22 protein-coding genes and 1 other annotated feature are annotated in these 23,599 nt (G+C 44.7%); of the genes, 13 read left to right on the top strand and 9 right to left on the bottom strand.

Going from position 1 to position 23,599, the window contains the following annotated elements; genetic code table 11:
• The first annotated feature begins 39 nt into the window (after positions 1–39).
• From lspA to araD, 9 genes are all read left to right on the top strand, one after another.
• Entirely contained in the window at positions 40–543 is a 504-nt protein-coding gene (gene lspA, locus WGC32_RS04005; protein ID WP_191482226.1) for a signal peptidase II, read from the top strand.
• Positions 536–1,459 carry an RluA family pseudouridine synthase gene (locus WGC32_RS04000; RefSeq protein ID WP_342680759.1) on the top strand — a complete coding sequence of 308 codons (924 nt, stop codon included), beginning with the start codon at positions 536–538 and terminating at the stop codon, positions 1,457–1,459. The genes lspA and WGC32_RS04000 overlap by 8 nt, the downstream gene beginning before the upstream one ends.
• Before the next feature lie 21 nt (positions 1,460–1,480).
• Positions 1,481–2,296 carry an HAD-IIB family hydrolase gene (locus WGC32_RS03995; protein WP_342680758.1) on the top strand — a complete coding sequence of 272 codons (816 nt, stop codon included), beginning with the start codon at positions 1,481–1,483 and terminating at the stop codon, positions 2,294–2,296.
• 43 nt (positions 2,297–2,339) lie between these two features.
• On the top strand, positions 2,340–3,185 hold the full coding sequence (locus WGC32_RS03990) for a 1-deoxy-D-xylulose-5-phosphate synthase N-terminal domain-containing protein (protein WP_191482229.1): 846 nt from the start codon (positions 2,340–2,342) through the stop codon (positions 3,183–3,185).
• Positions 3,186–4,124: a transketolase family protein gene (locus tag WGC32_RS03985; RefSeq protein ID WP_342680757.1), complete on the top strand. Its 939-nt coding sequence runs from the start codon at positions 3,186–3,188 to the stop codon at positions 4,122–4,124. It begins immediately after the preceding gene.
• Positions 4,125–4,241: 117 nt separating this feature from the next.
• On the top strand, positions 4,242–4,637 hold the full coding sequence (locus tag WGC32_RS03980; protein ID WP_342680756.1) for a ComEA family DNA-binding protein: 396 nt from the start codon (positions 4,242–4,244) through the stop codon (positions 4,635–4,637).
• Positions 4,638–4,994: 357 nt separating this feature from the next.
• Positions 4,995–6,080: a GntR family transcriptional regulator gene (locus tag WGC32_RS03975; protein ID WP_342680755.1), complete on the top strand. Its 1,086-nt coding sequence runs from the start codon at positions 4,995–4,997 to the stop codon at positions 6,078–6,080.
• Between the two features lie 132 nt (positions 6,081–6,212).
• Complete coding sequence (araB, locus tag WGC32_RS03970) at positions 6,213–7,880, top strand: ribulokinase (protein WP_342680754.1); 1,668 nt, start codon at positions 6,213–6,215, stop codon at positions 7,878–7,880.
• A gap of 14 nt (positions 7,881–7,894) precedes the next feature.
• A complete protein-coding gene (gene araD, locus WGC32_RS03965) occupies positions 7,895–8,602 on the top strand; it encodes an L-ribulose-5-phosphate 4-epimerase (RefSeq protein ID WP_342680753.1) in 708 nt (235 codons plus the stop codon).
• Positions 8,603–8,936: 334 nt separating this feature from the next.
• Here araD and WGC32_RS03960 read toward each other — a convergent pair whose 3' ends face one another.
• From WGC32_RS03960 to WGC32_RS03940, 5 genes are all read right to left on the bottom strand, one after another.
• Complete coding sequence (locus tag WGC32_RS03960) at positions 8,937–9,281, bottom strand: DUF1667 domain-containing protein (protein WP_342680752.1); 345 nt, start codon at positions 9,279–9,281, stop codon at positions 8,937–8,939.
• A complete protein-coding gene (locus WGC32_RS03955; RefSeq protein ID WP_342680751.1) occupies positions 9,278–10,546 on the bottom strand; it encodes an NAD(P)/FAD-dependent oxidoreductase in 1,269 nt (422 codons plus the stop codon). The genes WGC32_RS03960 and WGC32_RS03955 overlap by 4 nt, the downstream gene beginning before the upstream one ends.
• Complete coding sequence (locus tag WGC32_RS03950) at positions 10,546–11,991, bottom strand: NAD(P)/FAD-dependent oxidoreductase (protein WP_342680750.1); 1,446 nt, start codon at positions 11,989–11,991, stop codon at positions 10,546–10,548. The genes WGC32_RS03955 and WGC32_RS03950 overlap by 1 nt, the downstream gene beginning before the upstream one ends.
• 217 nt (positions 11,992–12,208) lie before the next feature.
• A complete protein-coding gene (gene glpK / locus WGC32_RS03945) occupies positions 12,209–13,693 on the bottom strand; it encodes a glycerol kinase GlpK (RefSeq protein ID WP_342680749.1) in 1,485 nt (494 codons plus the stop codon).
• 21 nt (positions 13,694–13,714) lie between these two features.
• Positions 13,715–14,281, bottom strand: coding sequence for a glycerol-3-phosphate responsive antiterminator (locus tag WGC32_RS03940; RefSeq protein ID WP_342680748.1), 567 nt, complete (start codon positions 14,279–14,281; stop codon positions 13,715–13,717).
• A gap of 204 nt (positions 14,282–14,485) precedes the next feature.
• Between WGC32_RS03940 and WGC32_RS03935 the strand changes: the two genes are divergently transcribed.
• The 4 genes from WGC32_RS03935 to WGC32_RS03920 all read left to right on the top strand — a co-directional run bounded on the left by WGC32_RS03935 (position 14,486) and on the right by WGC32_RS03920 (position 18,572).
• Entirely contained in the window at positions 14,486–15,133 is a 648-nt protein-coding gene (locus WGC32_RS03935) for an HAD-IIIA family hydrolase (protein ID WP_191482282.1), read from the top strand.
• Positions 15,134–15,248: 115 nt separating this feature from the next.
• Positions 15,249–15,487: a binding site (T-box leader), on the top strand.
• Positions 15,488–15,560: 73 nt separating this feature from the next.
• Complete coding sequence (locus WGC32_RS03930; RefSeq protein WP_191510434.1) at positions 15,561–16,142, top strand: cupin domain-containing protein; 582 nt, start codon at positions 15,561–15,563, stop codon at positions 16,140–16,142.
• A gap of 26 nt (positions 16,143–16,168) precedes the next feature.
• A complete protein-coding gene (locus WGC32_RS03925; RefSeq protein WP_342680747.1) occupies positions 16,169–17,830 on the top strand; it encodes an AMP-binding protein in 1,662 nt (553 codons plus the stop codon).
• A gap of 214 nt (positions 17,831–18,044) precedes the next feature.
• Complete coding sequence (locus WGC32_RS03920) at positions 18,045–18,572, top strand: CarD family transcriptional regulator (protein ID WP_224771587.1); 528 nt, start codon at positions 18,045–18,047, stop codon at positions 18,570–18,572.
• 74 nt (positions 18,573–18,646) lie between these two features.
• Here WGC32_RS03920 and WGC32_RS03915 read toward each other — a convergent pair whose 3' ends face one another.
• The 4 genes from WGC32_RS03915 to WGC32_RS03900 form a co-directional block, all read right to left on the bottom strand.
• Positions 18,647–19,201 carry a DUF4364 family protein gene (locus WGC32_RS03915; protein ID WP_342680746.1) on the bottom strand — a complete coding sequence of 185 codons (555 nt, stop codon included), beginning with the start codon at positions 19,199–19,201 and terminating at the stop codon, positions 18,647–18,649.
• A 302-nt stretch (positions 19,202–19,503) separates the two neighbouring features.
• Positions 19,504–21,681, bottom strand: coding sequence for a beta-propeller domain-containing protein (locus WGC32_RS03910; protein WP_342680745.1), 2,178 nt, complete (start codon positions 21,679–21,681; stop codon positions 19,504–19,506).
• The gene (locus WGC32_RS03905; RefSeq protein WP_191482245.1) at positions 21,665–22,213 is read right to left on the bottom strand and encodes a sigma-70 family RNA polymerase sigma factor; all 549 of its coding nucleotides are present in this window, start codon (positions 22,211–22,213) and stop codon (positions 21,665–21,667) included. The genes WGC32_RS03910 and WGC32_RS03905 overlap by 17 nt, the downstream gene beginning before the upstream one ends.
• A gap of 166 nt (positions 22,214–22,379) precedes the next feature.
• Positions 22,380–23,552: a SpoIIE family protein phosphatase gene (locus WGC32_RS03900; protein WP_191510438.1), complete on the bottom strand. Its 1,173-nt coding sequence runs from the start codon at positions 23,550–23,552 to the stop codon at positions 22,380–22,382.
• Positions 23,553–23,599 lie beyond the last annotated feature (47 nt).

Raw genomic sequence — 23,599 nt, 5'->3', positions numbered from 1 at the left:
ACCCTTGCGCTATCAATTCGAAAGGGACAGGATATTCGTATGGTTTATATTGCGTTATTATCAGCTGCTGGTTTGGCCGCTATCGATCAGCTTATTAAGTTTTTTGCTGTAACCTGGCTGCAGGACGCCGGCACAGTGACACTGATACCGGGGCTCATCGATCTGGTTTATGTTGAAAATACTGGCGCTGCCTGGGGGCTTTTTGCGGGGAATACTTGGCTCTTGGTGGGGGTAACGTCCCTTGCTATCATCGCAGCCGTTGTATTCATGTTGATGAAAAAGGTTCAGTCTCCCTTTTTGATTTGGATGATCAGCGTTGTCATCGGAGGGGGAGTTGGCAATCTCATAGACCGGATTTTTCGGGTAGATGCTGCGGGAAACCACTTTGTAGTAGATTATCTCAACTTTTCTTTTATAGATTTTCCCGTATTTAATTTTGCCGATTGTTGTGTTGTCATAGGGATGATTGCTATTGTAATCTATATTCTGTTTTTTGACGGAAAGAAGGATAAAGAAACCTCACAGGTGATTTCTCATGAATGAGAAAGAGACTATTATTTTGACGGTAGCAGGGGAGGAAGAAGTCCGGCTGGATAAGTATTTGGCTGATGTTGTGGAAGATCAGTCCCGTGCCAGTATTCAAAGGCTTATGGAAGCGGGCGAGGTGCGATTGGAGGGCAGAGTCGTTTCTAAAAACGCCAAGGCGAAACCCGGTGATCGAGTGGAATTAACCATCCCTCCTCCAATTCCTTTGGGTGTTCTCCCTGAGAATATACCCCTGGATATTGTCTACGAGGATGAAGACCTCCTTGTTGTCAACAAGCCGAAAGGGATGGTAGTTCATCCGGCGGCGGGCAACCATGATGGTACCCTTGTCAACGCATTGCTTTTTCATTGTAGGAACTCTTTATCGGGCATTGGTGGTGTTATGCGTCCCGGTATCGTTCACCGTATCGATAAGGACACCAGTGGGCTGCTCATGGTGGCAAAAAACGACTTTGCTCATCTTTCTCTGGCCCAACAGATAAAAGATCATTCCTTTACCCGTATTTACGCGGCCGTGGTCTACGGCCACATGAAAGAAGAAAAGGGTGAGGTGATCGCTCCCATTGGGAGGCATCCAGTGGATCGCAAGAAGATGGCGGTCACAGAGAGAAATAGCAAAGAAGCGATTACCCACTTTGAGGTTGTACAGTATTTTCGCGGTTTTACCCAACTGAAGTTGCGGTTGGAAACAGGTCGGACCCACCAAATTAGGGTACACATGGCTTATATCGGACATCCAGTAGCCGGCGATCCTGTCTATGGCCCTAAAAAGGTGATCAAGAGCCTTCAGGGCCAATGCCTCCATGCCCAAACTTTGGGATTTGTTCATCCGCGCAGCGGGGAATATATGGAGTTTACGTCTCCATTGCCGAGCTACTTTGACCAATTTATCAAAGGCCTACCTGTGGAGTAGATGATAGAAAGGAAGGAACCTATGACAAAGCTTTCGGAGATCTTGCTTGTCACCGATATGGATGGCACATTGATGACTGCGAAGACGGGCATACCAAAGAAGAACTTGGTAGCCATTGAACGGTTCATCAATGAAGGCGGAAATTTTGCTATTGCTACGGGCCGCGCCATTGTCTCAGCGCAGTATTATGTTAATCAATTGCCTCCGATAGGACCCTCTATTGTCTTTAATGGTGGCGGTATTTATGATTATACAACCCACCAGATTGGCGACACCCATTTTCTTCCTCCCCATGCCATGGAGTATGTCCAGGAAATCTATGACCGCTTCCCTCGTACCGGCATTGAGGTCTATATAGACAGGGATATTTATATTCCCCGTATGAATTGTATTACTCAACAGCATTTGAATAATGAATTCCTAAAGCATATCAAAGTAGACGGAGTTTCGGGATTATCGGGTAGCTGTTTTAAAATTATGTTTGGCTCTGAAGGCGACGTCATGCCTGAAATTCTGGATTATGCTTATCATATGCAGGTGGAGGGCGTTTATTTTGTCCAAACCGGTCCATTCTATTTAGAGATGCTTCCGGCTCATGTTACCAAGGGCACTGCCATGCCGAAGCTGGCCCAGCTCTACGGAGTCCCATTGGAAAATGTCTATGCCATTGGCGATTATGACAACGATGTGGAGATGCTGAAGTGCGTGGGGCATCCGGTGTGTCCTGGAGACTCCCGGCCGGAAATTAAAACCCTGTGTGAGCGCCAATTTTGCAATTGTTTGGACGGCGCTGTAGCGGAGCTGATTGAATATTTAGAAAATACCTATGAAATCTAGCCTATCAGAAATTATTGCCATCAGTGGCAGAAGGAGTGTTCTTATGCAACCAAATGAGAAAAAACAGTTGGAGTGCATGGCATGTAAAATTAGAATCCACGCAGTGGATGCAGTCCATGCAGCCAAATCCGGACATCCCGGTGGGTCTTTGTCAATTGCTGACCTGTTATCCTGCCTGTATTTTTACAAAATGCGGGTTGACCCGAAAAATCCCAAGTGGGAAGACCGTGACCGTCTGGTCCTTTCGAAGGGCCACTGTGCTCCCGGCCTCTATGCCGCTTTAGCGCTGAAAGGTTATTTCCCGGTAGAGGAGCTGAAAAAGCTGCGGAAGCCCGGCGCAATGCTCCAAGGGCATCCTGATATGAAAGGAACTCCCGGTATCGATATGTCCACTGGATCTTTAGGTCAGGGCTTCTCCACGGCATGTGGTATGGCCGCTGCTGCGAAAGCAGATCATAAAGATTACCGTGTTTACTCCATCATCGGCGATGGTGAGACCCAGGAAGGCCAGATTTGGGAAGCTGCAATGTTTGCTTCAAATTACGGCCTGGATAATTTGTGCGCGATTGTGGACTGCAACGGATTGCAGATTGACGGCAATGTGGCTTACTCTAATTCTGCCGATTCATTGGCTGAAAAATTCGCCTCCTTTGGCTTTGAAGTGATCACCATTGATGCCCACGACTACGATCAGATCCTTTCTGCCTTAGATCAAGCGGAAGCAACCCAAGGCAAGCCTACAGTGATTATTGCAAAATCTATCAAAGGCAAGGGCGTTTCCTTCATGGAAAACAATGTAGCATGGCATGGATCCGCTCCCAATGATGAGCAGTATGCACAGGCAATGGACGAGCTGAATGCACAGCTTAAGAGCTTGGAGGTGGAATAAATGGCAGAAATGGTAAAAAAGGCAACCCGTGAAAGTTATGGCGCCGCTTTGGCTGAGCTGGGTGAAAAATATAAAAATCTTGTCGTTTTGGATGCAGACCTTGCAAAAGCAACCAAGACAGAAGTATTCCTGAAAAAATTTCCAGAACGTTTCTATGAATGTGGAATTTCTGAGGCCAATATGATGGGAGTTGCAGCCGGTCTTTCGACCTGCGGCAAGATTCCCTTTGCAAGTTCTTTCGCCATGTTTGCGGCAGGCAGAGCGTATGAAATTATTCGCAATTCTATCGCATACCCTCATTTGAACGTAAAAATTGGTGCTACCCATGCGGGTATTACAGTAGGCGAGGATGGCGCTACCCACCAATGCTTGGAGGATATTGCTCTTATGCGGGCTATTCCGGGCATGGTAGTGGTCAATCCCTGTGATGATACTGAGACAAAAGCGGCGGTAGAAGCTGCCATTCTCCATGAAGGCCCTGTTTATCTGCGCTTTGGCCGTCTTGCGGTAGAAAACATCAACAATGGCCCAGACTATCATTTTGAATTGGGCAAGGGAATCCAGCTCAAAGACGGCAATGATGCGGCGATTATTGCCACAGGCCTGATGGTTCAGGAATCTCTGAAAGCGGCAAAGATTTTGGAAGATGAGGGGATTCATGTCCGTGTTATCAATATCCATACCATCAAACCCTTGGATGAAGAGATTGTCCTGAAGGCCGCTCGAGAAACTGGACTGCTCTTTACTGCCGAGGAACATAGCATTGTTGGCGGTTTGGGTGAAGCTGTGGCCTCTGTTGTCAGTGAAAACTGCCCAGTAAAGGTCCATCGGATCGGTGTAAAAGATCGCTTCGGCTATTCTGGTCCGGCAGGAGAGCTCTTAAAACAATTTGAATTGACGGGCGAAGATATTGCCAAAAAGGTAAAAGCTTCCCTTTAATATCCTTTGATGTAAAAAAGAGACGCATGAGCGTCTCTTTTTTTATACTATAATCGAAAATAGTCGAAAAATGTGGTATGATATGGATGTTAATATTTGTAGATGGGACGTGGGATCATGGGCAATCATCGTGACATGAAGATCTTGTTGATCGCAGTTTTAGTCATGTCAATCTTTTTGGTGGCCTTTAATGTGGCGACCATCCCCTCCACGATAGAGCCGGAATTTTATTACTATGAGGAGGATTCAGAGGAACTTCCAGATGGAAGAGGAGATGTCTATGAGTCATCGGATGTTACATCCAGTGTAACTGCCAGCTTTCCCATCAATATCAATACAGCAACCAAAGAGGAGTTGGATCTGATTCCCGGGATTGGGCCTGCAAAAGCGCAAGCAATTATTGACTACCGTAACACTGTGGGGGTGATAAGAACCATGGAGGAGCTTGTCAACGTGTCGGGTATCGGAGAAAAGACCCTTGAAAATATACGACAATATATTGTATTGGAATAGTGAAATAAAAAACCTGGGAATAGTTTCCCGGGTTTTTTATCGTATCCATACGATGAGGAGCCCCCAATAATATAGGAGATTTTTTGGAAAATTTCACAAAAAAATTTGGTACAATTTCTCTTAGAAAACAAGTAAATAAAACAACGATAAGCAAATAACGGTTTCTTATTATTTTTAAATTTGGGAAAAAATAGAATAAAATTTGATATTTTGCAATAAATATAAAGAGCTTATTTTAAATTTGTATCAAAAATATAAAAAATATCTGAAAAAATATAAGTTTTGTCAATTGTTTTCACTGTAAATAACATTTACAATAAGAAAAGATGTAAGTACAATCAGGAGGTGAGTTGTATTATGGACATAAAAAACGTTCCAAAACATGTTTATCTCAGAGAATGGATCAGAAAAAACATCATGGATAAAACCTTTGCCAACGGGGAAAAACTGCTTTCTGAAAATATTTTGGCAGAAAAATTCGGTATCAGTCGTCAAACTGTGCGGCAGGCGATAGGAGCCTTGGAAGCAGAAGGGCTTTTAGAGAGAAGAAGAGGCAGCGGCACTTATATTTGTTCTTCCAATATTCAAAGCCATCCCAAAACTATGAATATTGGTGTCATTACAACCTATGTTGATGACTACATTTTTCCCGGCATTATTAAAGGGATTGATACGGTGTTATCCCACTATGGCTATGGTATGTCATTAGGAATTACATACAACAAAGTTGAAAACGAGGGAAAACTGCTCCGTTCACTTTTAGATAAAGGAATTGATGGACTAATTGTAGAAGCGACAAAAAGCGCTTTGCCCAATCCTAATTTAGATATTTATAAAGAATTTGATGCCCAGGGGATTCCCTATATTTTTATCAATGGCTATTATCCTGCCCTGCCCTGTAATAAGGTCATTATGGATGATGAGTATGGCGGGTATACAGCTGCTTCAACCTTGATTAACGCAGGTCACCGAAAGATCGGCGGTATATTTAAGTCAGATGATATTCAGGGACATAGCCGATATGCGGGATTTGCAAAAGCGCTGAAAAACTCTGGAATTATTCTCAATGACAGTTCTGTCGTATGGTATACAACAGAAGATGTAGAAAGCTTTTTCTCAGGAGAATTTGACAAAATTATTATGAGTCGACTCAGTCGATGCACAGGTGTGGTCTGCTACAATGATCAGATTGCGTTAAAATTTATGGACATGTTGGCCCGAAATGATAAAAAAGTGCCGGATGATATGTCCATCGTCAGTTTTGACGATTCTAATCTTGCAACGATTCAGTCGATTGGGATTACATCTGTCGCACATGCGGGTGCTCATCTTGGGGAACAGGCTGCAGACCGCATCATCAAGTTAATTGATCGTCCGGAAGAGGATCAGACGTTGGTTATGAAACCGCAAATGGTAGAACGGGACTCTGTAAAAATTTTATAGTTTTTTTCATTCATATTCTCTATTGCTCTTTTTTTGAAATCGAATTACAATAGTTACAATGTGGAGTTGTACGTACAAGATACAGTCTGACAATTCTATGAAAAGGCGGATTTCCGCGAAAGGGAGGTTATTATGGGAAAGTATACAATTGGTGTGGACTTTGGAACACTTTCTGGACGCGCAGTTCTTGTGGATGTTACGACAGGTAACGAACTGGGCAGCAGTGTGTTTGAATATCCCCATGGTGTCATGGATGAGAAACTGCCGGATGGCACAAAGCTAGGTGTTGACTGGGCTTTACAGCAACCACAAGACTACCTGGATGTCTTTTCCCATACCATACCGGATGTATTGAAAAAAACTGGAATTAGTCCGGAAGATGTCATCGGTATTGGTATTGACTTCACTGCGTGTACGATTCTGCCGGTCAAAGCAGATGGAACGCCGCTATGCTTTTTGAAGGAATTTCAGTCCAATCCTAACGCTTATGTGAAACTGTGGAAACACCACGCAGCGCAGGATAAGGCCAATCAACTGAATGAAATCGCTGAAAAACGAGGAGAAGATTGGCTCCCTAGATATGGTGGCAAGATTTCATCGGAATGGGTAGTGCCAAAGGTTTGGCAGATTCTTGATGAAGCACCTGATGTCTATGCAGCTACAGATTTCATTATTGAAGCAGCTGACTGGGTCATTTGGCAGTTAACCGGCGTCCAGACCCGCAACTCCTGTACCGCGGGATATAAAGCAATTTGGCATAAGAAAAAAGGCTACCCCTCCAAAGATTTTTATCGAGCGTTGGATCCTCGTTTGGAAAACTTTGTAGAGGAGAAACTTGGATGTCCCATTACTCCTTTGGGTCAAAAGGCTGGAGAGATTACTGAGGCTGCTTCGAAACTGACGGGGCTGAAGGCAGGTACCGCCGTGGCAGTAGGAAATGTGGATGCCCATGTCTGTGTACCAGCAGTAAAAATTGATGGACCGGATAAAATGCTGGCAATTATGGGTACTTCTACCTGCCACATGCTCCTTTCTGAAGTGGAAAAAGAGGTACCGGGTATGTGCGGCGTGGTAGAGGATGGAATTCTTCCTGGTTATTTTGGCTATGAAGCTGGCCAATCCTGTGTAGGGGATCACTTTGCCTGGTTTATGGAAAATTGTCTGCCTTCCGAGTACTATTCTGCCGCAAAAGCGGAGAATAAAGATGTGTATCAATACGTGGAAGAAAGAGCAAAAGCTCTCCGTCCTGGACAAAGTGGGTTGCTGGCCCTTGATTGGTGGAATGGCAATCGTTCCTGCCTTGTAGATGTAGATCTTACTGGAATGATGGTAGGACTCACTTTGGCTACCAAGCCTGAAGAAATATATCGTGCTTTGGTTGAAGCCACAGCTTACGGAACCAGAAAGATTATCGAGACTTTCCGGGAAAGCGGCGTGCCTGTCGAAGAGTTTTATGCTTCCGGAGGGATTGCACAGAAAAGTCCTATGGTTATGCAGATTTATGCGGATATTATCAATATGCCCATAAAAATTGCGGGAAGTACCCAGGGACCGGCCCTTGGATCTGCAATTTTCGGAGCAGTGGCCGCGGGTAAAGAAAAGGGTGGCTATGACAGCGTATTTGATGCCGCAAAAGTAATGGGCAAACTCAAAGATGTGATCTATCAGCCAATTCCGGAAAATGTGGCTGTTTACGATCAGCTCTATGCGGAATATTCTATCCTGCATGATTACTTCGGCAGAGGTGGAAATGATGTGATGAAGCGGCTAAAAAAGATTAAAAAAGCTGTGGACCGTTAAGAAAGAGGTTTTTCATGCTCAAATCTTTGAAAAAACAAGTATATGAGGCAAATATGTTACTGCCTCACTATGGACTGATTACCTTTACTTGGGGAAATGTCTCCGCCATTGACAGGAAAAAAGGCCTTGTAGTTATTAAGCCGTCCGGAGTGGAATATGATGTGATGAAACCTGAGGACATGGTGGTGGTGAATCTTCAAGGAGAGGTAGTAGAAGGGGAACTGAATCCCTCCTCGGATACACCAACCCATTTGGAACTCTATCGTAGTTTTCCTGGGCTTGGAGCCATTGTCCATACCCATTCCAATTGGGCTACAATTTGGGCGCAGGCTGGAAAAGATATTCCAGCTTATGGAACCACACATGCCGATTACCTCTATGGTGACATACCTTGTACCGGACTGATGAGCGATCAGCAAATCGCTGGGGAATACGAGCTGGAAACAGGTAAAATAATCGTAGAAACATTTAATAAACGGCATATCGATCCAGATATGGTACCGGCGGTCCTAGTCCATAGTCATGGTCCTTTTACTTGGGGTCAAAATCCGGTAGAGGCAGTACACAATGCTGTTGTGTTAGAACAGGTTGCTATGATGGCCTGGCATACACAGATGCTGGCAGGAGAAGGATATCCTCCCATGCAGCAGGCGCTTTTGGATAAGCATTATCTGAGAAAACATGGAAAGAATGCTTATTACGGACAAAAGAAAAAGAAGTGAGTGATAAAGGATGGAATTTCTGCGAAGAATTCCATCCTTTTCTTGTTTATTCAAAACGATCAGAAATACGCAAAATAAAAGGAACCGAATGTGCTTTCACACATCCGGCTCCTTTTATTGAGAAGAAGAAATAAGAAGTAATCAAATAAAATAATTGATAACCTATTGCATCCCGCAACAAGTACCATAATTATTATAGCCCATTTACATGTAAAATACAATATTTTATCCGCAAAAAACAAAATAAATCGTCAAGCAAAGAAGAATAGATTTTTATGTATTCTGCTGTCATGATATTTAAAAAAATCAAAAAAAATCAATATTAACAAAAAACTTACATATTTCTGGTCGCTATAATATTCGCACCTGTATTTAAAATGTTTTCAATGATGATGTCTCCCTTATGTACAGGCGCTTCTACTTCAACATTGTCTAATAATCGGACAACATCAAAGATTTTGTCTTTGGGGATATCACAGCTTGTTTTCACAGGGAGACGATGATGAATGCCGCCATGAATTTTTACGGTAGAGGTGATTACCCTGGTGGGATGGGTCAGCTCCTTATAACCATAATCCGCACCCTTGGGACAACTGTTGCCCGTCACTTTATAGCCATTTTCCTCGTCAACCCGCAGGTGACATCCTTTGGGGCAGACAATACAGATCAGTTCCTTCATTTTGCTTCCTCCTGATTGACTACTGCAATGGTGATTTCATCCTGTTTCGCTTCGTCAAGAAATTTTTTCGGTACAACAATTTTTTCCATTTCTCCAGGAGCCATATGTTCCCGTTTAAAGCTACATAATTCTTGTCCACCAGATGTGACCACGATGCGCATATTGCTGTAAACATTATCCACACGGAAGAAGACCTCTACCAGTTTTTCGACATGGTCAGGCCGAATATACTGAGGAACCGTATAGTTGACATGACTGCCGTTTTTAACGGTAATCAAATTTTTCTGATTTGGAGTATTTCCTAAAATGTACTGTGCGGCAGCCTTACCAGCACGCATACTTTCCTGGGTGACAAAGTCAACTAGATCGTGGACATGAACCACATTGCCGCAGGCAAAAACACCTTCTAGGGAAGTTTCCATATTTTCATAGACGACGGGCCCGTTGGTACGGGGATCGATCTGGATTCCTACGCCACGGGATAGCTCATTTTCCGGAATCAGACCCACTGAAAGAAGAATGGTGTCACAATCAAATTCGATTTCCGTTCCCGGAATGGGCTTTCTGTTGGCATCCACCTTGGAAACAATGGCTTTTTCTACCCGTTTATGGCCCTGGATATCGGTGATAGTATGGGAAAGATAGAGGGGAATATCATAGTCCTGAAGGCACTGAACAATGTTGCGGTTAAGGCCATTGGAATAGGGCATAAGTTCCACAACCGCTAAGACTTTTGCTCCTTCCAGCGTCATACGCCGGGCCATGATTAACCCGATATCGCCAGATCCCAAGATCAATACCCGTTTGCCTACCATATAGCCTTCCATATTGAGGTAACGTTGGGCCGCTCCAGCGGTGAAGATGCCGGAAGGCCGGTCTCCTGGAATGGCAATAGCGCCTCTGGTACGTTCCCGGCATCCCATAGCTAAGATGATGGCCTTAGCCTTTATCATCATATAGCCATCGACACTGTTCATGGCCTGGATGGTGCGGTCTTCTGCGATATCCAGGACCATAGTGCCAAGTTTAATATCGATCCCTGTGTTTTGCAGCATATCGATAAAACGAAGGGCGTACTCCGGCCCTGTCAGTTCTTCCTTAAAATAGTGCAGGCCAAAACCATTGTGGATACACTGATTGAGGATGCCACCTAGTTCACGGTCACGTTCGATGATGAGGATACTGTTAACACCATTTTCATGGGCAGAAAGTGCAGCCGCCAATCCAGCAGGACCTCCGCCGACAACGACAAGATCATATTGCATTAGTTGTTACCTCCTCTTGTTTTTGTCTCACCCATGACAATATAGGAACCATCTTTGTCCTGTGGAATTTCACGGGGATCAAGGCCAAGCTCCCTACAGAGTATCTCCAAGACGCGAGGCCCACAAAAACCGCCCTGGCAGCGACCCATTCCCGCATTGCAACGGCGCTTGATGGCATCTACAGATCGGGGAGCGGTAGGGGAGTGAATGGCATCCACGATTTCCCCTTCAGTTACAGTTTCACAGCGACAGATGATTGTTCCATAACGGCTGTCTTTTTTAATGAGCTCCGCACGTTCCTGGGGGGAAAGATCACGGAAGGTAACTTTTTCCCTCCGGTCGATATATTCCTCCTTTTTGACTAGGGAAAGACCAGCTGCCCCCAGCATGGATACCATATCCACGGCAATGGCAGGAGCAGAGGTGAGGCCAGGAGATTTAATTCCCGCAATATCAAAAAATCCTTTTGCGTCTTGCGCCTCCCCGATAATAAAATCGTCAATTTCTGTCAATGCACGATTGCCAGCAAAATTGCGGATCGATTGGCGATAATTCACCTTGTCACAGGAACGGGAAGCTGCCTTGATAACGAAATCCAGGCCAGTACGTGTAGTACCAACATCGTCTTTTTCATCAGCGTCTACAGCATTGGGGCCCACGATCAGATTGCCATGGACGGTGGGGGAGACGAGGACACCCTTTCCTACCTTGGAAGGGCACTGGAAAATGACATGGCTGACCACATTCCCTTGATTTTTATCCAGGAGATAGTACTCACCTTTATTAGGCGTCACTGTAAAGGCAGGGGCCGATACCATGTTGTGAATTTGATCGGAATAAAGACCTGCTGCATTGATGACATAGCGGCTTTGATAGCGCTTATCGCCGCAGATAACCTCGTAGCCATCCGGTTTTTTTTCAATTGCGGTGACCTGAGAATCGGTGTAAAGGCTAACACCATTACGAAGAGCGGTATCCATCATCGCAATGGCCATCTCCCACGGAGAGACAATACCGGCAGAGGGGGCATATAACGCCCCCTTAATTTCTGGATTGATGTTAGGCTCAATTGCCAAAGTCTCCTTTGCGGAGAGAATCTGTAGGTCAGGCACACCATTTTGCCGGCCTCGGTCAAATAATGTGCCTACAGTAGCAAGATCAGTGTCGTCAAACGCTAAGACAAAAGATCCGACTTTTTTATAGGGCACATCCAGTTTTTTAGCGATTTCTTCGATGAGCCGGTTGCCCTCTACATTGTATTTGGCCATCAGTGTTCCAGGGCGGGGATCATACCCCGCATGGACGATGGCACTATTGGCTTTGGTGGTTCCGCAGGCTACATCGTTTTCTTTCTCCAGTACCACCGTCTGAACCTGGTATTTGGAAAGTTCATAGGCCAGGCTGCAGCCCACAATACCTGCACCGATGATGATTACATCAACCATAATGACATCCTTTCAGCATCAATTTTGGAGGATATCTTTTCTCCAATTGATTGTTTCTTCCCTCTTTCTCCAAATGGGAGCAAAACAAAGAGAGCCGCTACATTAGGCCAACCCCAATAGGCCTAAAATGTATCGACTCTCATTACTCCGACATTTTAGAACAAAATTATTATATCACAATAAAAATACGTTTGCAATGGCTCTCCTGGCACATGGATCATTTTGTCCAATCTCTGCTTCTTCCCACCGCCTTACTCCATCCGGCGATCAGCGTCTTTTTCGTTGCTTCATCCATGTTTGGCTCATATACTTTATCCAGTGTCCAATTATTTTTGATTTCATCCAGACTGTTCCACAGCCCCATGGCTAAGCCAGCGAGATAAGCAGCCCCCAGTGCTGTTGTCTCCCGAATCATGGGCCGGCGCACTCTTTTGCCGATGATGTCCGCCTGGAACTGCATGAGGAAGTTATTGGCTGACGCGCCGCCGTCTACTTTGAGCTCGTTGATGTCGATGCCGGTATCAGCAATAATGGCAGAAAGCACATCAAAAGACTGATATGCAATGGATTCCAAGCTGGCGCGGATAATATGGTTGCGGTTGCTTCCACGGGTCAATCCGAAAATGGAACCTCTGGCATACATATCCCAGTAGGGAGCACCCAATCCTGTAAAGGCGGGGACAACATAGACTCCTCCATTATCAGGTACCTTGGTGGCAAAATACTCCGAATCCTTGGATTCCACAATGAAACGTAGCTCATCCCGCAGCCACTGAATAACCGCACCGCCGACAAAGACGCTTCCTTCAATAGCGTAGGTGACCTTGCCTCCAAGTCCAATGGCGATGGTCGTCACCATGCCATTTTTGCTCAGATACATATCTTCTCCTGTGTTCATCAGCAGGAAACAACCGGTACCATAGGTGTTCTTAGCATCTCCCTTGGAAAAACAAGTCTGACCAAAGAGAGCGGCCTGCTGGTCTCCTGCAATACCAGCAATAGGCACCTGGTCACCGGAAATGTTGACATATCCATAGACTTCACTGCAATTTCTCACTTCTGGCAGCATGGAAGCAGGAATATCCAGCTCTTTGAGCATCCTTTCATCCCAACAAAGGTCTTTGATGTTGTAGATCATGGTCCTAGAAGCATTGGTGTAGTCGGTCACATGGACTTTACCCTCCGTCAACTTCCAGATGAGCCAGGTATCCACAGTGCCGAAAAGCAGTTCTCCACGCTCTGCCTTTTCTCGAGCACCTGGGACGTTATCCAAAATCCATTTAATCTTTGTTCCGGAAAAATAGGCATCTACTACAAGGCCGGTGGTTTTCTGTATGTAGTCGGCCAGTCCTCTGGCCTTAAGATCCTCACAAATAGAGGCGGTACGCCTGCATTGCCAAACAATGGCATTGTATACCGGACGTCCAGTATTTTTATCCCAGACAATAGCGGTTTCACGCTGGTTGGTAATGCCGATAGCAGCGATTTCTTCCGCTTTAACACCGCTTTTGGCCAGCACTTCGATGAGGACACCGTACTGGGAAGCATAGATCTCCATAGGGTCGTGTTCCACCCAGCCTTCTTTCGGGTAGTGTTGGATAAATTCCTTTTGTGCCATTGCAATAATATTTTGCTCTTTATCGAAAATAATGGCGCGGGAACTGGTAGTGCCCTGATCCAGGGCGATGACATACTGTTTCATTCAATCTCCTTCTTTCTTAGCTTACATAAACCAAACGTCCTCGCAGGTGGTGGATATGGCAGTAGCACCTGCCTGCAACATGGAAATTACATCGTCTTTGTCTGAAATCAGCCCCCCTGCAATGAGAGGCGCCGCGCTATAGGAGGCAATACGCTTGACAATCTTGGGCATAACACCGGGAAGAATCTCTACATAATCTGCATATCCACTGTCAATCGTCTTCAGGACATTGCCAAGGGCGATGGAATCAATCAGGAAAAAACGCTGAATGGTGAGAAATCCCAGACTATGGGCCAGTTTGATCAGATTGGTTTTGGTGCTGATAATTCCGTCTGCCTGAGTATTTTCTTTGAGAAAACGCACAGCTACATCCTTGGTAGAAAGACCATCCACTAGATCGATATGAACAATGGCCATTTTCCCTCCAGCCTTGATGGTATGGACGATTTGTCCGATATTGCAGATATCCCCAAAGAGTACGAATACCACCATGCATTCCGATGTCATGCATTTTTGGAGACCACGGAAATCTTTGACTGCCGCAATGACAGGGGAATCACTGAGTAAATCGGTAAAATCCTGGCGCAAGCATACTCCTCCTTCTTATAGTTAAATTTATTATACCGTACCTGTCCTCAAAAGGGAATGGACCACCAGAACAAAAAAAATCCAACACTTTGGTCAAAATGTTGAGATAAAAGGACTTTTTCTTGACAGAATGAAGAAATAATTTATAATAAAAATAGTAAATCTGACGAAAAAAGAATCTTTTTTTAGATGGGGGATATTACGGTGAAAAAAGCTGCCATATTTGACCTGGATGGCACACTATTAAACACGTTGACAGACCTTGCTGTTGCTTGTAACCATGCGCTGGAAACATATGGCTATCCGACGCACCAGGTAGAAGCGTACAAGATGTTTGTGGGAAACGGCGTCTATAATCTGGTAAAAAGGATTCTTCCTGAGGATGCTCAGGATGAGGAGACACGGGCGAAAGTAAAAGCGGCATTTGATGCCTATTATGAAGCCCATACTGTAGATTTTACAAAACCATATGACGGTATTTCTGAGATGCTGGACACCCTTAAGAACAAGGGAGTAAAGATGATTGTCATTTCAAATAAGGCCCATAACTTTGTGGTACAGCTAATACAAAACATCTTTCCCGGCATTTTCGACGTTATTTTGGGACAGAGGGATCATGTGCCAAAAAAACCGGATCCAGCCGCTGTTTTTGAGGCACTGGGTCAGGTGGATATAGCGCCGGAAGATACTATTTATGTGGGCGATTCTGGTGTTGATATGCAGACGGGGAAAAATGCAGGGCTGCTGACCATTGGAGTAGCATGGGGATTTCGCGGTGAAGCGGAACTTTTGGAAAACGGCGCTGATGCCATTGTCCATGCACCAGAGGAAATTATCGATTTTATTGATTGAAGTTTAACACAAAACGCACAATGAAAGAAATGTGTTCCTAGCAGATCTATCCAAATTTTTTAAAAAAACTCTCTTGACAAAGCTGAAAACTTGGGATATGATAGGGAACAATAAAGCAAAAGCGATGAGGAAGGCGGCCTTTCGCCGTAGCCTTTTACAGAGAGCCGGTGGGTGGTGTAAACCGGTAAAGGTGGAGAAGGGAGATCACTTCTGAGCTGAGGCCTGAACGTTTTCAAGTAGGGCTCTTCCGTATGACTGCGTTAAGGTCGGGGATTTGTTAGAATCCTGCTAAGTGGCATCAATAGATGCAATTTGGGTGGTACCGCGGGTTTTGTTTATAAGCTCGTCCCAATCAATTTGATTGGGACGAGCTTTTTATTTTTGTCTATAAACCATTCTAAAATTATGAGCAAAGGGGAGCGATTCCATGGAAACTCAGATCATTGAAATTGCAGAGAGAATAAGGACCTTACGAGATATTATGGGCTTTTCCCTTGAGGAAATGGCAGCCGGGACTGGGGTCTCTGTCCAGGAATACAGCGAGATGGAAGAAGGAAAATCTGATTTTTCTTTCACCTTTCTGTATAAATGTGCCGAAATGTTTGGCGTAGACATTGTGGAGATTCTCACTGGAGACGGTCCAAAACTTTCTTTCTATAGTATTGTAAGGAAGGGAAAGGGACTGCCAATTAAACGGAGAAAGGGATTTCTCTATCAGCATATGGCGCCCCGGTTCCGGGCTAAGGTTGCAGAGCCTTTTGTGGTTACAGCACCTTATTTTGAGGAGGAACAGAATCAGCCAATCAAGCTTTCGACCCATGAGGGGCAGGAATTTGACTACATCCTCAGTGGCAGCTTGAAGGTGGCGATGGAGGACCACATTGAAATCCTTCACGAAGGAGACGCAATTTATTACGATTCCGGCCACGGCCATGGTATGATTGCCACCGGCGGAAAAGAGTGTGTCTTTTTGGCTGTAGTCCTGAAAAAAGATGATAATCAAGATTAAACTGATGCTTCGGAGGAATTAGGCAAATGGAAAATATGGAAACATTTTATCAGCGCTTTTGCAAAGAACATTTTGATGAAAATGGAGTACTGGATCAATTTGAAATCACCTGTGCAGACAATTTCAACTTTGGCTATGATGTTATTGACGAGATTGCCCGGCTGGATCCGAATCGCCGTGCAATGATCTGGTGTGATGATGCCGGGGCAGAAAAAATATTTACTTTTGCGGATCTCAAACGCCTGAGTGACAAGGCGGCAAACATGTTTACAGAGCATGGTATCAAAAAAGGCGACATGGTAATGCTCATCCTCAAACGTCACTATCAATTTTGGATTGCCATTCTTGCACTGCATAAGATCGGCGCTGTAACAATCCCGGCGACCAACCTGTTGACCACGAAAGATCTAATCTACCGTTTTGACGCAGCGGATATCAAAGCCATTGTTGCTACAGCCCATGGGGATGTTACCAAATATGTAGATGAGGCATGTCAGCAGTATCATGGTATGCAGGTGAAATTCGTAGCTAACGGAGAGCGTGAAGGCTGGTTTAATTTTGATGAGGAAGTAGAAAAGGCGGATGAGCATTTTGATCGTGTACCCACGAAGGTCACAGATTATATGCTGTTGTATTTTACTTCTGGCACCACAGGATATCCCAAGATGGTCATCCACGACCATTATTATGCATTGGGCCATATCATCACAGCAAAACATTGGCACAATATCCATTCGGATGATCTCCATTTGACTGTCTCAGAAACAGGGTGGGGAAAAGCTGTTTGGGGAAAACTGTATGGCCAATGGTTTGCCGCTAGTTGCATTTTTGTCTATGATTTTGACGGAAAATTTGTACCTGCCGACCTGCTGCATATGATTGAAAAATATCGTATTACTACCTTCTGCGCTCCTCCGACTATTTATCGTTTCTTTATCAAAGAGGGAATGGGCAACTATGATCTTTCCAGTTTGCGCTATGCGACAACGGCTGGAGAAGCACTCAATCCAGAGGTTTATAATCGCTTCTATGAGTATACCGGACTAAAATTGATGGAAGGGTTTGGCCAGACAGAAACGACATTGCTTTTGGCGAATCTCTATGGCACAGAGCCAAAACCTGGTTCTATGGGTAAGCCTTCGCCACTGTATCGTGTTGATCTTTTCGACGAGGATGGGAATACAGTGGCACCTGGTGAAGTTGGAGAGATCTGTGTAATCACCGAGGAAGGTAAAAAACAGCCTGGCCTTTTCTGCAGCTATTACCGAAACGAGGAAAAGACCAGAGAATCCTGGCATGATGGCCTCTATCACACTGGAGATACAGCGTGGAAAGACGAGGACGGATTTTACTGGTATGTGGGTAGAACCGATGATGTAATCAAAGCGTCTGGCTACCGCATCGGGCCTTTTGAAATTGAAAGTGTTCTAATGGAGCACCCCGCAGTTTTGGAATGTGCCATCACTGGAGCGCCTGACCCAGTACGTGGCCAGGTGGTAAAGGCAACCATTGTTCTTACCAAGAACTATCAGCCCTCGGACGCATTGGTGAAGGAGCTACAGCAATATGTGAAGAAACAGACAGCACCCTATAAATATCCGCGTATTGTTGAATTTGTCGAAGAACTTCCCAAGACCATCAGCGGGAAGATCAAACGTGTGGATATCAGGAATAATCAACATCAATAAAGTAATTCATAAAGGGAGAAACTGTGTCTGGCAGTTTCTCCCTTTATTGATAAAGAGCTAATGTAAAAACAAACAATATGGACATTTTTATACATTCTTCCTATAACATTTTTCTAGCAAAAATGTTATAATCTATATATAACGTGCAGTTTGTCGATGACCGAACGTAAGTCCAGTTATCAACAAGTTGTGCGTTTTTATGGAGGTAAAGAAAATGTTTCATGTCGAAGATTCTGTCATGTATGGTAGCTACGGAGTGTGCCAAATTGTTGACATCCGATCAGAAAAATTTGACAGGGACGCCAAGCTCTATTATGTGCTCAAGCCGGTACAGGATAAAAATTCTACCTTTTATTGCCCTGTTGAGAGTGGAGAAGACAAAATGCGAAAGATCCTTTCTATCGGAGAAATCCATCAGCTGATTGAGGCTATGCCGGATGCACAAACAAAGTGGATTGAAAATGAGCAGCTTCGGAAGGAAAAATATGGGGAAATTATCAGAAGAGGAGATCATAAAGAGCTGGTACAGCTTATCAAAACCCTCTACTATAAAAAGCAAGAAAAGAAGCAGGAGGGGAAGAAGTTTCATGTAGCCGATGAAAAGGCGATGAAAGAGGCGGAACGAATCCTGCATGGTGAATTTGCCTATGTGTTAAAAATTAAACCTGATGATGTAGTCCCATTTATTATGGGGCAAATCAATCATATTGGTGAGCAAAATGCAGATGCAGAGAATGCATGATAAAGTGTGAAAAACATGAAAAATGGCATAAGCCCTAGAGCTTATGCCATTTTTCATGTTTTTCACAGACTATGTCATCGCAATGAATCCAACACGCTTCGATAGAGAATCTCCGGATCATCCAAAAAGCGCTCTTTCACCCGCTCAGCCTGCTCCTTGGTGGGCACAAATAAACTTAGTCGTAATAGATCAGATCCAATATCCTTCATGAGGCAGGTGACGATATAGCCATCTTTTGTTTTCTCAATTTCTGCCTTATTTTGAGAACGAAGCCGGGCCTTTTTTTGTATCTGTAGCGCGCTGTTCACTGATTTTTCCCGTACAGTAAGAGGCAATGAACGCTCGAACTCCAAAGCTGTCATCTTTCCCTTGGGAAGGAGACGGTAAAACTCTCCTTCAGGCCGCATTTCTTCAATGACTTCAATATGCCCATCCTGTACAAGCTCTTCCAAGGCATCGGCAAATTGAAAATAGTTCACCAGACCATTTCCGGTTAGCACCTCGTTCATCTGAGATTTTGACAGAGGATCCTTAAGTGCGGAAAGAAGATAGCAAATGAGAATTTTTATCTCGTAATCCTCGTGTAATCCTCCCGGCTCTACACCGGCAGAAAATCCGTGAAGTTTCATGAGCATCACCCGCCTTTGCACTAACTCTTGTCATATATTTTACACGAAACTCATTGAAAAAGAAAGGGGAAAACCTGACAGTCTCACATATTGGTATAAGACATTAATCTATCGCCAAGTGGGAAGGTGATTGATTTACTCCAGACGAGTTTTTGAGAAAATTACTTATTCGCCTTCATCCCCATGGACTATCTGTTTTCTCAATTTCGCAAATGAAGGGGAGCAATAGAAAATCTCGACAAAAAAGGCGGGGCAGGATATTTTCCTGTCCCGCAAATGAAATATGGGAAGGTGAGAACTTACTATCCGATAGAGACTTCCTTGACGTCCTTCATATCATTGAGCCCAGTTGACTTGATTTTGAGATCAGAGATTGTGTAAATATAGTTTCCTCGATAGACCCCGCGACGAATGCTGAGAGATTGATCCAAGAGCTGTGTGAGATCCTGTTGTGCTTCCTCACTTTGATGGGTAATCCGTCCTAATTCGGTCAGTTTTCCATCAGAAATTTGGAAGAGAAGGTATCCATTGAACACATTTTCATATTGAGCATCATAATAGCCGGCATTGGGAGTAAGATTTTGAGTCAAGGTGGCGGGAATACCAATGATCCCTTTTTCTTCATAATAAAGGAAAGCCTTGTGATCATACAATGCGGGGCTATCGCTACCGACATCTCCTACAATGATATGATTGATTTCGGTTGGGTTTTCCATATCAGAAACATCAAACAGGGAAAGTTTGATGCCGCCGGTAACGGTAAAGGTATTGCCATATCCGTCATCCACCTCTTGCGTGTCATAGCCTAACCCCACAATAAGATCATCGGAAATCGGATGCATATAGGTTGAAAATCCGGGGATTTTCAGCTGGCCTAAAATGACAGGTTGACTGGGATCGGAAAGATCAATGGCGAAAAGTGGGTCAACCTGACGGAAGGTAACAAGATAGACCTTATTCCCCATAAAACGCACAGACTTGATTTCCTCGCCCTCCGCTATATTCTCCAAGTAGGAGAATAGGCTGAGATTTTCATCGAGGACATAGAGATTGTTGGTAGTTCTATTATTCCGCGCGTCATAAAGCTGGGTAGCAATCCGGAAGTAGCCGTCATATTCATCCATAGAGAATTGGTTGAGCACACTTCCTTTGACCCGACCGGAGGCGGTGAGAGCGATTTCACTACCGGAAAGCTCTACCTTATAAATATTGGAATAGGAGATCATGGATACATTGTCGTAGCTCTCGCTGACTAGATACATGCTGTTAGTAGAAACATACATCTGGCTGGAACTGCCCAAAATAGCTTTCGTATTGAAAACACTGCTGGTGTCCGTGACATCCACTGCGGAGATAATATTATAACAGGATGCCTCTATCTGGGGAAGCAGATATATGGAGTCTGCGGAGAGCATTTGCAGGGAAGTGTTGCTGCTGTCCGAAATTGAGGGGATAAAGGAGGAAGGTTCTGCTTGATTCGTTTCTTGAAGATACATGAAATCCTGGGAGACGACATAGAGCTGTGAACCGATCATCCGCGCATCCTTATAATCTCCTTCTTGTGTAAGAACGCGGTCCACTTGGGGGGAAGAAGGATCCGAGACATCATAGATGGTAATTTTTACAGAACTTCTGGATTCTCCGCTAGAATCTGCCGCCATCTTCCTCTGACTGTCTAATCCAGTATTGGAAGAGGCAAGGACCACCAGTTTGCTCTCATGGAGGAATAGATCTAAGGTATAACAGAATTCCTGATCCTTGATTTTGGCCACATGTTCCATGTCGCCGTCTTCTCCCATGAGGACAATGTCAATGGTGTCAGTAGTCGAATAGTAAATGTAATCCCCATCGGTTTTGACAATATCCGCTTCGCTGACCCCATCTACCTGAGTATTGGTTTGATCGCGGGCTAGCTTTTCGTCTGTATCCCCGCCGGCTGTGTTGGGATTGGGCTTGATTTCACTGGATGAGTCAGCCCCGTTTTCGTTACCAGCTCCTGCGGTAGGTGGGTTGATATTTTGTGCCGTACCTCCATCGCTTCCGCCAAGAAAACCGCTTTCTTCAAAGGGAGCTAGAACCTCTGCGATTTCCTCATAATCCTTAGCCTTTAGTTCTGTAAGTTCTCGGTCAGCCAGAGAAGAATCCAGATCGGAGACCACAGCGGTTTCAGGACTTGCGGCATCAGCAGTGGCGGTGGAAGAAAAAGCGTTCCCTTGGTCTGCGGCGGTAAAATCAGTGGTGGCGAGTTTGGCGCCCGCATACATGGAGATACTGACCACGCATCCTAGAACCAGAATTAGGCTGGCGGCGATGGCGATGTACTTGCTGATAGGCTTTTTCTTTAGCGGCAAAGAAAAGAGTTTTTGCATTTCGCTGGGTTGGACCTTGTCGGGAATTGGAATATCACGGTCAATGTCCTGTAGGAGCTTTTGTAAGCGAAGCATATCATCCCCATGTGAGCCGTTATTTTTGTACTTCACAATACTCACCCCTTTCGATAGTTTTTTTCAGTTTTTCTAGGCAGCGGTGCAGTTTTGAGGAGACCGTTCCCTGTGGCATTTTAAGAATTTCTGCAATCTCTCTGATTTTGTACCCCTGGATGACGCTGAGGACAACAATAGAGCGCTCGTGATAATTAAGGCAGTACAAAGCGTTCATCAGTACCAGTTTGTCATCTGAGTTTTGATTGTAGCATAAGCTGGTGTCGGATAGGGCAAAATCTTCGAGGTTAAAATGATTGCGAAGCTTATAGTTGAGAGCAATTTTCCTGTTGCAGCGAGCCTGTAGAATTTTGAAAATCCAGGATTTAAAGGCTGATGGTTCCTTGAGCTTTCGGATGCCCCGATAGGCATCTAAGAAGGTTTCGGATACCGCGTCCTCCGCATCTGACCGACTACCCAGTATAAACAGAGCAGTTTTGTATAAATCGGCATAGACTTGCTCGTAAAGGCGAGTAAAGGCCTCCTGATCTCCCAACCGCGCTTCTTCGACGACACGTATATCGATCGTCATATGTTCCACCACCTTCCGGAAAGGGTGTCCATTTTTTTAGTGGGAAAAATATTGCGATTTATTGCATAATATTTGATTTTTTTATTTTTTGCCGAAGAAACGGCACGCCGCATCCATGACAGGGCAGCGTGCCGTTTTTCGAAGTATTACGAAAACAGGATAAAGATTAAAAGTATTCTACAGAAACCTTTTTTCCTGTGCGTTCCAGTTCGGCTGCAAGTTCTTTAATTAGGTTAAGTTTAAGACCGAGAGATACAGGCATACCTGGATTTTGATGTGCCGGATTGAGAGCCCGTCCAACCAAGAAGCGAACCTCGGTGGCATCCTCTAAAAGAAGACGGGTCAGTTTGGTAGCACCATCTTTTTTATTGAGTGTGTAGGCTTCTGTGTTTTCCACTCCAGCATCGTTGATTCCCTTGATAATCTCCAGCGCCTTACCTAGGGTCAGAACACCTTCTGTAACCAGATCTACCCCAGGGAGTGTGGCGATTGGGGGAACGGCAGGATTTTCATAGTCGATTTGCACCTTAAGTTCACGGCCGGTAATCCGGCTGACAATCTGGGATGTGGTACCGCCGCAGACTACCTTGAGCCCCTTGGAATACATCAGTTTGTCTACGACAATTTTGTCCATCTCATTATTAACAGGGGGGCCGACCATTATTGTAGCAGGCCGGTTAGGCTTCAGTGCCAGGGCACAGACGGTGGAATCGTCGCCACATTTCTGCATGTAAAGGGTGTTAACAGCGGCAAGTAGTTTTTTGGTAATAACACGAGGGGACATGCCGGGTTCCAGATTTTCTACCACATAGTTGACAATATTCTCATATTGCCAGCCTAGGTCCAGCAGACGTCCAACTCCCGCATGAACTACACCATCAGAAAAAGTGATGATCATGTCGGAACTTTCAGCCTCAAATTGGCTGATATGAATGATCTTTCCACCAATTTCTACTGTTTCACGGGGAATAGGGGTGAGAACATTTTTGTGAAAATAGAGTAGGTCAGGATTGTCAAACTCAGCGGTATACACTTTACCATCCCGACCGACACGAATGATCGTAAAGGTAGAATATGCAAGCCCACGCTCACTACAGACAGGTAAAGTACTGGCGATAGTTTCCAGAGTTTCTTCTAAATCTGCGCCACTTGCAAACATAGTGGCAATAATTTTGCTGGTCAGGGTAGAGAGAATATTGGCTTTTACACCGCTTCCTAAGCCATCGGCCAACACAGCCAAAAAATAATCATCAGTACGGACAAATTCTACTTTATCTCCACATAATTCTTCGCCATATTTATGTAGGCTTTCATAAACAGCGTCAATATATAATTCCATGGTGAACCTCCGTTTCTAATCATTGAAAAAGGCCGGAAAGAACCTTT

Source organism: Zongyangia acetica (assembly GCF_038739695.1).
GTDB classification, from domain to species: domain Bacteria; phylum Bacillota; class Clostridia; order Oscillospirales; family Ruminococcaceae; genus Zongyangia; species Zongyangia gallinarum.
This window is presented reverse-complemented; position numbering and strand designations above follow the sequence as displayed.

Bases quoted from the DNA above. Each gene is read 5' to 3' on its own strand.
- lspA (WP_191482226.1), top strand. From the start codon at position 40: ATGGTTTATATTGCGTTATTATCAGCTGCTGGTTTGGCCGCTATCGAT.
- WGC32_RS04000 (WP_342680759.1), top strand. From the start codon at position 536: ATGAATGAGAAAGAGACTATTATTTTGACGGTAGCAGGGGAGGAAGAA.
- WGC32_RS03995 (WP_342680758.1), top strand. From the start codon at position 1,481: ATGACAAAGCTTTCGGAGATCTTGCTTGTCACCGATATGGATGGCACA.
- WGC32_RS03990 (WP_191482229.1), top strand. From the start codon at position 2,340: ATGCAACCAAATGAGAAAAAACAGTTGGAGTGCATGGCATGTAAAATT.
- WGC32_RS03985 (WP_342680757.1), top strand. From the start codon at position 3,186: ATGGCAGAAATGGTAAAAAAGGCAACCCGTGAAAGTTATGGCGCCGCT.
- WGC32_RS03980 (WP_342680756.1), top strand. From the start codon at position 4,242: ATGGGCAATCATCGTGACATGAAGATCTTGTTGATCGCAGTTTTAGTC.
- WGC32_RS03975 (WP_342680755.1), top strand. From the start codon at position 4,995: ATGGACATAAAAAACGTTCCAAAACATGTTTATCTCAGAGAATGGATC.
- araB (WP_342680754.1), top strand. From the start codon at position 6,213: ATGGGAAAGTATACAATTGGTGTGGACTTTGGAACACTTTCTGGACGC.
- araD (WP_342680753.1), top strand. From the start codon at position 7,895: ATGCTCAAATCTTTGAAAAAACAAGTATATGAGGCAAATATGTTACTG.
- WGC32_RS03960 (WP_342680752.1), bottom strand. From the start codon at position 9,281: ATGAAGGAACTGATCTGTATTGTCTGCCCCAAAGGATGTCACCTGCGG.
- WGC32_RS03955 (WP_342680751.1), bottom strand. From the start codon at position 10,546: ATGCAATATGATCTTGTCGTTGTCGGCGGAGGTCCTGCTGGATTGGCG.
- WGC32_RS03950 (WP_342680750.1), bottom strand. From the start codon at position 11,991: ATGGTTGATGTAATCATCATCGGTGCAGGTATTGTGGGCTGCAGCCTG.
- glpK (WP_342680749.1), bottom strand. From the start codon at position 13,693: ATGAAACAGTATGTCATCGCCCTGGATCAGGGCACTACCAGTTCCCGC.
- WGC32_RS03930 (WP_191510434.1), top strand. From the start codon at position 15,561: ATGGAAACTCAGATCATTGAAATTGCAGAGAGAATAAGGACCTTACGA.
- WGC32_RS03925 (WP_342680747.1), top strand. From the start codon at position 16,169: ATGGAAAATATGGAAACATTTTATCAGCGCTTTTGCAAAGAACATTTT.
- WGC32_RS03920 (WP_224771587.1), top strand. From the start codon at position 18,045: ATGTTTCATGTCGAAGATTCTGTCATGTATGGTAGCTACGGAGTGTGC.
- WGC32_RS03915 (WP_342680746.1), bottom strand. From the start codon at position 19,201: ATGAAACTTCACGGATTTTCTGCCGGTGTAGAGCCGGGAGGATTACAC.
- WGC32_RS03905 (WP_191482245.1), bottom strand. From the start codon at position 22,213: ATGACGATCGATATACGTGTCGTCGAAGAAGCGCGGTTGGGAGATCAG.
- WGC32_RS03900 (WP_191510438.1), bottom strand. From the start codon at position 23,552: ATGGAATTATATATTGACGCTGTTTATGAAAGCCTACATAAATATGGC.